The sequence below is a fragment of the Paenibacillus sp. XP01 genome (assembly GCF_057364885.1).
Window position 1 is genome coordinate 2,941,483 of the sequence record NZ_CP139481.1, and the last position, 12,704, is coordinate 2,954,186.

Below are 12,704 nucleotides of genomic sequence, written 5' to 3' on the forward strand. Positions count from 1 at the left end.
GGGTCCCACATGGGGAAAAAGATAGGCAAGAAATTTTTCACCAAAATGAATAGTTTGCTGCTCGTCACAGCGATGCTGGCAAGCGCTGTCGGGTGCAGCAGCGGAAATAGCGGCGAGGCCGCCGAGACTCCGATATCAAGCGATTTTAATAAAGAAGGTCTGCCAATTGTTAATAATCCTGTAACACTCAAAGTACTGACGGTTCGCTGGGGCAACATGGGTGACACCTTTACCCAGAACCAATGGCTTAAGGATTTGGAGAAGGAGGCCAATGTGAACATTGAGTGGCAGGTCATGTCCTCCAACGATTGGGGTGAACAGAAATCCATCATGCTTGCCAGTGGCACGCTCCCGGACATTATTTTGGGGGACCAGGTGTTCAGCGATTCGGACATTGTCAATAACCTGAGCTATTTCCGTCCGCTGGATGAATATATCGATTCGTATATGCCTAACTTGAAGGCGGCGATGGAAGAGACGCCGGAGATGAAGAAAATAAGCACATTTCCTGACGGCAAAATTTACTCGATGCCCACCCGATTGCCTGCCCGTCCGAAGAGCAGGAATCAGCCTGTCATCAACAAGGCATGGCTCGATAAACTGGGATTGAAGGCACCTACGACGACAGAGGAACTGTATCAGGTGTTGAAAGCGTTTAAGGAGAACGATCCGAACGGAAACGGTAAACCGGATGAAATTCCGTACACGGAAACGGGTCTGAATATGGACTTTCTGAATCCGTTCGGGATCACCGATATTAATGCCAGCAGCATGATCATTCAGGATGGAAAACCGGTCTTCTATCCGACAACGGAAGCATATAAAGAAGCACTTATTTACACACACAAGCTGTATTCGGAAGGTCTGATCGATCAGGAACTGTTCACCCAAGACAACACGATGACGTCAGCCAAATGGCAAAATGCAGACATTCCTATCGTCGGCTTCAGCAACCAGTGGACGCCTGACGCGGTGTTTGGCAAGTGGAGCGACCAGTACGAAGCGATTGCGCCCATTGCCGGACCGGATGGCAAACGTTATCAGCCAGGCGACCCCGGCGGCATGAATCTGGCCCGCAATGAACTCCTCATTACAAGCTCATGTACGGTTCCGGAAGTCGCGGCACGCTGGGCCGACCAATTTTATACCAATGAAGCAAGCATTCAGAACTTCTGGGGGGCGATCGGAACGGTCATCGAGAAAAATGATGATGGCACATACACGCTCATGGACCCGCCGGCAGGCACCAGCGCCGATGCCTGGTACTGGGATCAATCCCTGCGCGACTTTGGCCCGAAATATGTAAGCCCTTCCTTTGAAGAGAAAATCAAGCTTAATCCACAGGCGGGTGACGGACTCAAGCTGCAAATCGATCAATTGGGCAGCGCAGATGTAACAACCCCCTACCCAAAGGTCATGTACAATGCGGAAGAGTTTCAGGAACTGCCGACGCTGACAACGGATATTGATGGCTATGTGGCCACCATGCGTGCTCAGTGGGTCACCAAAGGCGGCATTGAAGAGGGCTGGGATGCGTATGTCAAAAAGCTGAACGACATGGGACTTGAACGGTTAGTGACCATCCGTAATGATGCTTACGAGCGCTATATGAACGTTAAATAGGCCTGGAATTCAGCCGTGCACTTTATTGTATAAAAAATTTGCTATATAAATCGCAGAAAACATCCATGCGTTAACGGAGAGGCAGAACCGATCTTAAGAAGCGAAGCGTTCGCGTTTATCACCGGATTTTCCCTTTGAAAAAGGGGATTCAAAAAAATCCGGGGATAACAGCGATCGAAGATGGTACTGCGCTCGTAGTGGCCCAGATGGAGTTATTACTGCGGTTTATATAGCAGCCTGAGGAGGAATTCAATGCGCAACAAATACTTCGTCTGGTCACTCGTATTAACGATGCTGGTCTCGAACGTATTCCTGACCATGGGATCTCCTGCCAAAGTATCGGCTGCTGGCGGGGCGAATCTGGCACTGGGCAAACTGGTGACCGCGAGCAGCTATAACCAAACGTACAGCCCGGCCCATGTGATCGACAATAATCAGGCGACCTATTGGGAGAGTGCAAACAACGCGTTTCCGCAATGGATTCAAGTGGATCTTGGAGCGAATACGAAAATTGACCAAATCAAAATGAAGCTGCCCGCAGCCTGGGAAACGCGTACCCAGACGATCGCCGTTCAAGGCAGCACAAACGGTTCAACGTTTACAGACATCGTGGATGCCAAGGATTATGGTTTTGATCCATCCGTGGCGGAGAATACGGTTACGGTTGATTTTGAAGCAACAGAAACAAGGTATGTGCGTCTCCAGATGACCGGAAATACCGAATGGCCCGCTGCGCAATTGTCCGAATTGGAAATGTACGGTCCATCTTCTCAGGTACCAAACCCTGACCCGACAGAACCCGGGGCGCCTGTGGAAGGAACAAATATTGCGCTGGGCAAAGCAATCACTGCGTCGTCCAGCACTCAGTCTTATGCTGCTGCGAATGCAAACGATAACGATATCAATACGTACTGGGAAGGGGGCAGCCATCCAAGCTCGCTGACGCTGGATCTCGGCTCCAATCATCAGATTACATCCATCGTACTGAAGCTGAACCCCGATCCGGTCTGGAGTACCCGTACGCAGACGATTCAAGTGTTAGGGCATCACCAGGACACAACCACATTCAGCAATCTGGTTTCCGCCCAATCGTACACGTTTAACCCGGCTTCCGGCAATGCCGTGACGATTCCTGTGACGGCAACGGTTAAACGTCTGCAATTAAACATTACGGCGAACTCGGGCGCTCCCGCAGGGCAAATTGCTGAATTTCAGGTATTTGGCACCCCTGCGCCGAATCCCGATCTGACGATTACAGGCATGTCCTGGACGCCATCTTCACCCGTCGAGAACAGTCCGATTACGCTTCATGCCATTGTCAAAAACATTGGCTCTGCCGCTTCTCCGGCCTCTACCGTCAACCTTTATCTGAACAATGAGCTGGCTGGTTCGGCATCCGTAAACGCTTTGCAGGCAGGGGCTTCAACAACGGTATCGCTTGACATCGGCAATCGGAGCGCTTCATCATACACGCTTAGTGCAAAGGTGGATGAGAACAACCAGATCGTCGAAGAGAATGAAAGCAACAACCATTATACGCATTCATCTTCCTTAGTCATCGCACCGATTACAAGCTCAGACCTGGTAGGGACGGTCTCTTGGAGCCCGAGCAATCCTACCGCAAACAGCACGGTAGCTTTTACCGTTAATCTGAAAAATCAGGGGAATCAGGCTTCGGCAGGCGGTGCGCATGGGGTTACGGTTGTTCTCAAAAATGCTGCGGGAGCAACAATTCAGACATACTCCGGCTCGTATAACGGCGTATTGGCACCGGGAGCATCCGTCAATGTCAATGTCGGCAGCTGGACGGCTGCAAACGGTACCTATAATGTGACAACCACCGTTGCCGTCGATGGCAATGAAGCCCCGGTAAAACAATCGAACAACGTAACGACCACCGCGCTGACCGTATACTCTGCCCGCGGTGCGAGCATGCCTTATACAAGGTATGATACGGATGATGCTGCTCGTGGCGGCGGTGCAGCGCTGAAGTCAGCACCGACGTTCGATCAGGCATTGACGGCGTCGGAAGCCTCAGGGCAGAAATATATTGCTCTGCCATCCAACGGCTCCTATGCACAATGGACGGTCAGACAAGGCGAAGGAGGCGCAGGCGTTACGATGCGATTTACGATGCCGGATTCGGCAGACGGCATGGGGCTGGATGGATCGCTGGACGTGTATGTAAATGGCAGCAAGGCGAAGACGGTTCCCCTGACCTCCTATTACAACTGGCAGTACTTCTCCAGCGATCATCCGGGAGACACGCCAAGCGCCGGGCGCCCGCTGTTCCGTTTTGACGAGGTTCACTGGAAACTGGATACACCTCTGAAAGCCGGGGACACGATTCGGATCCAGAAGACCAACGGGGATAACCTGGAATATGGCGTCGATTTTCTTGAAATCGAATCCGTACCTGCCGCCATCCCGCGTCCGGCCAACGCTGTTTCGGTAACCGATTTCGGTGCGGTGGCGAACGATGGCAAGGACGACCTTGCCGCATTCGAAGCAGCCGTTCAATCCGCCGTTTCTACAGGCAAAACATTATACATCCCGGAAGGCACATTCCATCTGGGCAACATGTGGAAGATTGGCACGCCCGCCAATATGATCGATAACCTCACCGTTGTTGGTGCAGGCATTTGGCATACGAATATTCAATTCACCAATCCGAACGCGGCATCAGGAGGTATTTCCCTCCGTGTGCAAGGCAAACTGGATTTCAGCAATGTCTACATGAACTCCATGCTGCGCTCACGCTACAGCGAGAACGCAGTCTACAAGGGATTTATGGACAATTTCGGTAAAAACTCGATAATCAGCAATGTATGGGTGGAGCATTTTGAATGCGGGTTCTGGGTAGGGGATTATGCACACACCCCGGCGATGATTGCCGATGGCTTGGTGATTGAGAACAGCCGCATTCGGAATAACCTTGCTGACGGTGTCAACTTTGCCCAAGGCACGAGCAATTCGACGGTGCGCAACAGCAGCGTCCGGAACAACGGCGATGATGGTCTGGCCGTATGGACCAGCAATGTGAACGGTGCACCTGCAGGGGTGAACAACACCTTCTCGTTCAACACCATCGAGAACAATTGGCGCGCAGCGGGAATCGCCTTCTTTGGCGGCAGTGGGCATAAGGCAACGAACAATCGGATTGTTGACACGGTTGGCGGTTCGGCGATCCGAATGAATACCGTTTTCCCGGGATATCATTTCCAGAACAACACGGGCATTCTGTTCTCAGATACCACGATTGTTAACAGTGGTACCAGCAAGGACCTCTATAACGGGGAACGCGGAGCGATCGATCTTGAAGCTTCCAATGATGCCATCAAGAACGTAACCTTTACCAATATCGATATTCTCAATACACAGCGCAGTGCCATTCAATTCGGTTACGGTGGCGGTTTCGAAAACATTGTGTTTAACAACATCAATATCAATGGTACCGGTCTGGATGGAGTTGAGACATCACGCTTCACAACGCCTCATAAAGGAGCAGCCATATACACGTATACCGGTAACGGTTCAGCAACGTTTAACCATCTGACAACGAGCAACATCGCCAATCCGAATGTGCACCAGATTCAAAATGGATTCAATTTGATTATTCAATAGGATTTGTTCATACAAGGACGGGGAGCTCTTTGGGCTCCCTGTTTCTGTTTAAATCACCTCTTTGTTGCTGTGCACTGTCAAATTTGACGATACCGTTTAGAAATCTGACGAATGCTCGTATAATAGAATCTATATAAGCCGCAATAAACATACACAAGTTAACGGAGAGGCAGAACCAATCTGAAGAAGCGAAGCGCTCGCTTAAAAGCTTTCTGAAAGAAAGCTGCACCGGAAGCATAAGCCTATCACCAGATTTTCTCCTTTGCATAAGGAGGTTAGAAAAATCCGGGGATAACAGCGATCGGAAGATGGTACTGCGCTCGCAGTGGCCTAGTGTGATTATTAGTACGGTTTCTATAATGTAATTATAGAACAAGAGTCAGATTTGAAATCGGGAGGCCATATTTTACATGAACTATACCTTTTCCAACCGCATCGCTGCATTGCAGCCATCGATTATTCGTGAGATTCTGAAGGCCACTTCGGGTCAAAATGTCATTCCATTCTCGGCGGGAAATCCCGCTCCGGAAACCTTTCCTATAGAGGCCATTCGAACATTTACCCAAACGATTCTGGAACAGGATCCGGTAACAGCGCTGCAATACGGGATTACCGAAGGATATGCACCGCTGCGGGATGCATTAACCCGGCACTTGCAAACAGGCTTTGATACGGGTAAACCGACGGACGAGCTGTTCATCGTATCCGGAGCGCAGCAGGGGATTGAACTCGCTTGCAAAGTATTCTGTAATGAAGGGGATACGATTATTTGCGAGAGCCCCAGCTTTATCGGTTCCCTGAACTCTTTCCGGGCTTCAGGCGCCAAACTTGTCGGTGTTCCCATGGAAACGGACGGCATGGATATCGGGAAGCTGGAACACGCTCTGCAAACGGAGCAGAATGTAAAGCTGATTTATGTGATTCCGAGTTTCCAAAACCCGACCGGCATTACCACCAGCCTGGAGAAGCGTAAAGCCATTTACGATCTTGCCAAGAAGTATGGGGTCATGATTCTGGAAGATAACCCGTATGGGGAGCTTCGTTTTAATGGAGAAGACGTCGCAACGATCAAATCGCTGGATGATGAGGGGCTGGTTATTTATGTAGGGTCTTTCTCCAAAATTTTGTCTGCCGGATTGCGCGTCGGATATGTTCTGGCACCTCATGAGGTTGTGCAGAAGATGGTTGTCGCCAAGCAGGGAGAGGATGTACATACAGCCATGCTGCCACAGATTTTGGCATACAAGTTCATGACGGAGTATGACTATGCAGCACATATCAGCAGCATTCGTGCCATTTACCGCCGGAAATCGGACTTAATGATGAACAAGCTGCAGGAGCATTTGGGCGAGTCCATTACCTTTACCCACCCGGATGGAGGGTTGTTCCTCTGGTGTGACCTGCCAGTTCGCGTCCCGATGCTCGACTATGCCAAAACAGCTGCGGCCGAGGGCGTAGCCGTTGTTCCGGGCACTGCGTTTCTTGTGGATGAAAACGAACCTAGTAATGCGATCCGTCTTAATTTTTCAACTCCTTCCGATGAGCAGATCGTGAAAGGGATCGAAATTTTGGGACAGGTGCTGAAAAAATTTGATTGAAGCAATCCAAGTCGCCATCCGGCGGCTTTTTATATATCAACAACTTGGCCCAAGTCGAGTTGCAGGATCTTGATCCCGTTGCCGTAAAAGACAAGAGCATGGTGCTGCATGCATAAACTCGGCACCCTTATGGAAAACTTCTGTAGTGCGAATAAACAGCATAATCCGTTTTTGGGAGGTGACCTGTATGAGTAAGCCAGATAACCGCAAGGATAACGTGGATCACTTGCAAAACGCGGTTCAGAACACGATCGAAAACTACCATGAAGCAGAGGATTATCTCGAGGAATTCGGCGATGAAATTCCGGCCAGGGAGAAAGCTCAAATCGAGGAAAAAAACGAACGTCGTAAACATAGCATTTCCGGATTCCGTGAAGAAATCCGGGACGAAGCAAGACACCAGCAAAACTCATAATATGGAGATGCGAAAAACGCGAATGTAACCCACCTATATAAACCGCACTAAACAATCACACAAGGCACTGCGAGTGCAGTACCATCTTCAGATCGCTGTTATCCCCAGATTTTTTGGATCCCCTTTCTAAGGGGAAAATCCGGTGATAAGCCTATGCTTCCGATGCAGCTTTCTTTCAGAAAGCTTTTAAGCGAACGCTTCGCTTCTCCAGCTTGGTTCTGCCTCTCCGTTAACGTGTGTATCTTTTTTGCGGTTTATATAGCTTAAACGCTTAAACCATATTACCCCAAAAAAACCTCCATACCCGTGGAGGTTTTTTGGGTTGGTATAGACCCGCCAACCTGAGATGTTAGACAAACCATTCGCTGATTTTTGTGTGGGTAAAAGGAAGCGGCAAGGGACACGTGAAGGGAGTCTTAACATATACAATGCTTCCTTATTCTTATATGACATATTATTAATATTATATGGGTTGTTAAGAAAAGAGGTTATATAATAGCCCTATATCTAAGAATACGTAAGCGCCATCACCGTGATTTTATATTCTGAAAAGTTATACATACGACCCATAAAGGAGCGGCATTCATGTTAACGAACATTCATTTGCAAGGAAGCTGGAAGCTTCAATTGGACGAACAAAAGCAAGGCGTGCAATTCCCGTACAATGATAGCATCGAGCTGCCTGATACAACGTCCCATGCCCAAAAAGGGCCCAAAAATGATCAAGCGCTCATCGGGGCTTTGACGGACGAATACGCCTTTGAAGGATGGGTCTGGCTGGAGCGGGAAGTCCACATCCCGGCAGAGCTTGCAGGCAAGACATGCCATCTGTATCTTGAACGGACGCGCAAAACGCATGTGTGGGTAGACGGCGCGGATTTGGGTTCGGCGGACAGCCTCAATACGGCGCATGTGTATAAGCTGCCGAAAGGGTTGGCGGAAGGCAGCCACACTATCACCATTCGGGTGGACAACACCGATTATCCGACCAAAGGCGGTCATCTCACGTCCCTGGATACCCAGACGAACTGGAACGGCATTACCGGCAGGATCGAGCTTCAATTTTACGAAAACGTGTACATGGAGGATGTGCAGATCTATCCGGATGCGGCCCGTCGCAGCTTCCGAATCGTGAGCAAATTGTCGGGTTCTGCGCCAGGCATGACCCTTTCCGTGACTGCAAACAGCATTAAGCCTTACACGCAGGTGCAGGCGGCTTTGGAGGGATCGGTTCGCGAGCATCACGTGTCGGAGCAAACGTACGCATGCTTGCAGGATGAGTTTAATGTGGTTTATGACATGGGAGAAAACGCCCTGTTATGGAGCGATGCTGAACCTAACCTGTATCAACTGGCCCTTTCTTTGATCGACGAAAACGGGGAAATCAAGGATACGCAGACTTTCGTCGTTGGGTTGCGGGATTTCGAAGCCAAAGGGGATGCGTTTACGATCAACGGCCATAAAACGTTTTTGCGCGGCAAGCATGACGGACTTATTTTTCCGCTGACGGGATATGCACCGACCGATGTCGAAGAATGGCTGCGCATTATGGGCATCGCAAAATCGTACGGCATCAACCATTATCGTTTCCATACGTGCTGCCCGCCGGAAGCCGCGTTCACTGCTGCTGACATGCTGGGCATCTACATGGAACCGGAATTGCCGTTCTGGGGCACGATCACCGACGACAATGATCCGAACCACAACCAGGCCGAACAGGACTACCTGATCCGTGAAGGGTTCGCCATGCTCAAAGCCTATGGCAACCATCCTTCGTTCGTCATGATGTCTCTTGGCAATGAGCTGTGGGGAAGCAAGGAACGGCTGAACGGCATACTGAAGGCGTATAAAGCAGCCGATCCGCGTCCATTGTATACGCAAGGTTCGAACAATTTTCAATTCGTGCCAGACATTTTGGAAGAAGAGGACTTTTTCTGCGGCGTGCGTTTTTCCAAAGAGCGGTTATTCCGCGGTTCCTATGCGATGTGTGATGCGCCGCAAGGGCATGTGCAGCTTGATGTTCCAGGCACGATGAAGGATTACGACGATATGATTATTCCGCAAGTAAACGCCTCAGAAAAGGGTGAAGCGGGAACGGGAGAACAAGAGATCCTCATCCAGTACGGCACCGAATCCAAAACCGTGACAGGGGCTGCCGCCGAACAGGAGCTCGTGCCAAGCATTCCGGTCATCTCTCATGAAATCGGACAGTATGCGATGTATCCGAATTATGAAGAAATCGGGAAATACACCGGTTCGATCAAGGCTAAAAATTTTGAGGTATTTAAGGAACGTTTGCAAGAAAAGGGCATGGCGCATCTGGCAGACCGCTTCTTTCAAAGCTCGGGCAAACTGGCGGTCGCCTGTTACAAAGAAGAGCTTGAAGCCGCCTTCCGCACAAAACATCTGGCCGGATTCCAACTGCTGGACCTTCAGGACTTCAGCGGACAGGGAACGGCGCTTGTCGGCGTGTTGGATGCCTTCATGGATTCCAAAGGAGTGGTTACGCCTGAAGAATGGAGAACCTATTGCTCGGATGCGGTACTTCTCGCCCGGTTCGAGAAATACAACTACTCGTCAGGCGACCGCTTTGATGCACGCCTGGAATTAAGCTACTTTCGAACGGCTTCGTTGGAAGGGCATGTTTTGGAGTGGGTATTGAAGGATGGGGAAAACAACACCATCGCGCAAGGAGAGCAAGCTGTCGAATGGACGTTAGGCGAAACTCATGGCGAGCTTGCCAACATTTCCATTGCACTTCCAGAAGTCGACAAAATGACAGAGGTTGAGCTGTCCATGCGCATCCAAGGAACGGATATCCGCAAGCAGTATGAACTATGGATATATCCGGAAGTTAACCCGAGTGCCATAGAGCAAGCGAACATATTCACGCATTTGAATGAAGAGGTGATTGAGCGACTGGATCTAGGAGAAAACGTACTCTTGTTGCCATCGCCGGACACGGTCAGCCGTTCTGTTGAGGGTACCTATTGCACGGATTTCTGGTGTTACCCTATGTTTAGATCCATTTCGGAGAGCATGAACAAACCCGTTCCGGTGGGCACGCTTGGATTGTTGATTGATAACGAACACCCGGCACTGCGCCACTTCCCGAGCGAAGTCCATTCTACCTATCCTTGGTGGCATGCCGTGATGAACTCCAGTTCAATCATTTTGGATGAAATTGCGAGCGGGATCACACCCATCGTGCAGACGATTGATAATTTTGAACGGAACCATAAGCTGGGACTGTTGTTCGAATGTCGGGTTGGGAAAGGCAAACTGCTGATCGGGGCAATCAACCGCGATGAATTGGTGAGAAAGCCGGAGGGCCGGCAGTTGTTGTACAGTCTTGCTCAATACGTGCAAAGCGAGGAATTCCAGCCCGATGCCCGAATCGAGCTGGATGTGCTTCAACAATTGATCGGTTAATGTCAGACGATTGAATAATGGTGGAGAGGAACCTTGCTCTTTACCCAGCATGTGCGGACTGCCGTTCTGTTCAGGAATGGGAGTCCGCACTTACGTATTGGAGCAGCATGCAGGCGAATTGCTTGGTCATATGCAGGTCTTTGGGGTTTTGGCGAGCTGCCTGCCCGAGGCTCATTTTTTGCAGCATGCCCATCATGGACGTGAAAATGAAATGAGCCGTATCGAGCGGTGCGGGATCAGGTTTTAATGTGCCGTCGGCGATGCCGGTCGTCAGCGCATTCATGAGGAAATGCCGTTCTTTGCCTTCATTCACGAAAAGATCGTAACGGGATTTCAGCTCGGTATTGGAATCATAGGCTTCATAATGGAGATCGAACAGCAGAATGTACCGGATATGTTCCGGATGCTGCCATGCGTATTGAACCCAAGCGTCAAGCATGGCCGCGAGCTGCTGCTTGCCGCTCCATTCGGGCGAAGCTGCCCGCGTAACGTTGTCCGTGAGATCTTCCATCAGCTGCATCTGGACCTCGAACAGCAGCTCGTCGATCGTTTGAAAGTGTTTGTAAAAAGTAACCCGGCTGATGCCTGCCGCATTGCAGACGTCCTTGATGTTCACGCGCAGGAAGCCGTGCTTCAGGAAAAGCGCCCTGCCTGCGGCAATCAGCTCGTCCCGGTTTTTGTTTTTGAGATGCTGGTGCCAAGTTTCACTCATGTTCGAGAAGGTTTCCTTTCTTCAGGCTCCTTGCCTTAATCGTTAAGGACAGGGAGGCCAGAAGGATGATTGCACCAAAAATATAGGGAATATTTATGTTTTTGTCAAACAAGGACCCTGCCAAAACGGGACCCAGAATGTTGCCCAAGCTGGTATACGTCGTATTTAAGCCCGAAGCATAACCTTGCCGGTCGCCTGCCGCCTTGGAGATTAACGTGCTGACCGTAGGCCGCAAAAAGGCGTTAAACGCAAAGAATAGTGCGGATACAACCAGCAAGTAAGCGAGATTAACTTTGACGAGCATCAGCACCAGTGCGATCGGGGTGACGATCAATGACAAGCGGATCAGCTTGATTTCGCCCATGCGCCGAATGAACCGATCCAGCAGCCAGACTTGAACGATGATGCCGATGACGGCGCCGACGGTAATGATGATGGAAATTTTGGCAGCGTCAAAGCCGTATTTCTGCTCCACGAACAGGGCGTATACCGTTTCGTAATTGACGAGACCAAAGGTCATGACCAGAATTAACAACAGGTAACGGAAATACGGCGTTCGGAAAGACTGTGCAATCTGTTTGCCCATCGTCTCGCGGCCCTTTGACGGCTGCGGGACTTTTCTTTTGTCAGGGGTTAGCGTCTCCGGCATAAAGATCGTTAGCAGCGTCGCCAGCAATCCCAGACCGGAAGCAAAGAAGTAGGGCATGCGAATGCCCCATTCGGCAATGATGCCGCCGAGTCCAGGTCCCAGCACCATCCCCAAATTCATGGCAGCACCCAAATAACCCATGCCTTTGGCCCGCGTTTCATGGGTCGTAATGTCGGCAACATAGGCCATGTTGGACGGTACCATAAGCCCGAGACCGATGCCTCCGATAAATCGGGCGAGATACAATAAAGGCAGCGTGGAGGATACCGCAAACATCAGATCCGAGATTACGGTGAGGAACAATCCGGCCATAATCATCTTTTTCCGTCCGAACCGGTCAGACAATTGCCCGCCGATCGGCGAAAAAATAAATTGGGCCGCGCCAAAGGCGGCGATCAAATAACCGGCAGCCGTTCCGCCGGCGCCAAATTGCTTCAGATACTCAGGCAGGATGGGAATGACCATGCCCTGCCCCAGCAAAGCGATAAACAAATTTAGCATCAGAATGAACAGGGGGAAGCGGGCTGATTTCTGCAAAGTGCTCATTGTGCGGATCTCCTTTGTTTACATCGTGTAAAGGTTTACTTCATGTAAATGATTTTATGATGAATGCTTTTGTTTTGTAAATGATTTTTTGGCTAAAACGAAAAA

At 50.2% G+C, this 12,704-nt stretch carries 7 protein-coding genes; 5 read left to right on the plus strand and 2 right to left on the minus strand.

Annotated features, from left to right (window positions below):
• Positions 1–9: 9 nt before the first annotated feature.
• From SNR34_RS13575 to SNR34_RS13595, 5 genes are all read left to right on the plus strand, one after another.
• Complete coding sequence (locus SNR34_RS13575) at positions 10–1,623, plus strand: type 2 periplasmic-binding domain-containing protein (RefSeq protein ID WP_486182134.1); 1,614 nt, start codon at positions 10–12, stop codon at positions 1,621–1,623.
• A gap of 252 nt (positions 1,624–1,875) precedes the next feature.
• Complete coding sequence (locus SNR34_RS13580; protein WP_486182135.1) at positions 1,876–5,247, plus strand: discoidin domain-containing protein; 3,372 nt, start codon at positions 1,876–1,878, stop codon at positions 5,245–5,247.
• A 410-nt stretch (positions 5,248–5,657) separates the two neighbouring features.
• Positions 5,658–6,845, plus strand: a complete 1,188-nt coding sequence (locus SNR34_RS13585) for an aminotransferase-like domain-containing protein (RefSeq protein WP_486182136.1) — start codon at positions 5,658–5,660, stop codon at positions 6,843–6,845.
• A gap of 187 nt (positions 6,846–7,032) precedes the next feature.
• Positions 7,033–7,260 carry a small acid-soluble spore protein Tlp gene (gene tlp, locus SNR34_RS13590; RefSeq protein WP_236416901.1) on the plus strand — a complete coding sequence of 76 codons (228 nt, stop codon included), beginning with the start codon at positions 7,033–7,035 and terminating at the stop codon, positions 7,258–7,260.
• A 585-nt stretch (positions 7,261–7,845) separates the two neighbouring features.
• Positions 7,846–10,692: a glycoside hydrolase family 2 TIM barrel-domain containing protein gene (locus SNR34_RS13595; protein ID WP_486182137.1), complete on the plus strand. Its 2,847-nt coding sequence runs from the start codon at positions 7,846–7,848 to the stop codon at positions 10,690–10,692.
• A 70-nt stretch (positions 10,693–10,762) separates the two neighbouring features.
• On the opposite strand, the gene SNR34_RS13600 is transcribed toward SNR34_RS13595, so the two are convergent.
• Both SNR34_RS13600 and SNR34_RS13605 read right to left on the minus strand, forming a co-directional pair.
• A complete protein-coding gene (locus SNR34_RS13600) occupies positions 10,763–11,404 on the minus strand; it encodes a TetR/AcrR family transcriptional regulator (RefSeq protein WP_486182138.1) in 642 nt (213 codons plus the stop codon).
• A complete protein-coding gene (locus SNR34_RS13605) occupies positions 11,397–12,599 on the minus strand; it encodes an MFS transporter (RefSeq protein WP_236416904.1) in 1,203 nt (400 codons plus the stop codon). Before SNR34_RS13605 ends, SNR34_RS13600 begins: the two co-directional genes overlap by 8 nt.
• Positions 12,600–12,704: the final 105 nt, after the last annotated feature.

What these genes read in the sequence shown, in the direction of transcription:
- SNR34_RS13600 (WP_486182138.1), bottom strand. Translation starts at nt 11,404, where the DNA reads ATGAGTGAAACTTGGCACCAGCATCTCAAAAACAAAAACCGGGACGAG.
- SNR34_RS13575 (WP_486182134.1), top strand. Translation starts at nt 10, where the DNA reads ATGGGGAAAAAGATAGGCAAGAAATTTTTCACCAAAATGAATAGTTTG.
- SNR34_RS13585 (WP_486182136.1), top strand. Translation starts at nt 5,658, where the DNA reads ATGAACTATACCTTTTCCAACCGCATCGCTGCATTGCAGCCATCGATT.
- SNR34_RS13595 (WP_486182137.1), top strand. Translation starts at nt 7,846, where the DNA reads ATGTTAACGAACATTCATTTGCAAGGAAGCTGGAAGCTTCAATTGGAC.
- SNR34_RS13605 (WP_236416904.1), bottom strand. Translation starts at nt 12,599, where the DNA reads ATGAGCACTTTGCAGAAATCAGCCCGCTTCCCCCTGTTCATTCTGATG.
- tlp (WP_236416901.1), top strand. Translation starts at nt 7,033, where the DNA reads ATGAGTAAGCCAGATAACCGCAAGGATAACGTGGATCACTTGCAAAAC.
- SNR34_RS13580 (WP_486182135.1), top strand. Translation starts at nt 1,876, where the DNA reads ATGCGCAACAAATACTTCGTCTGGTCACTCGTATTAACGATGCTGGTC.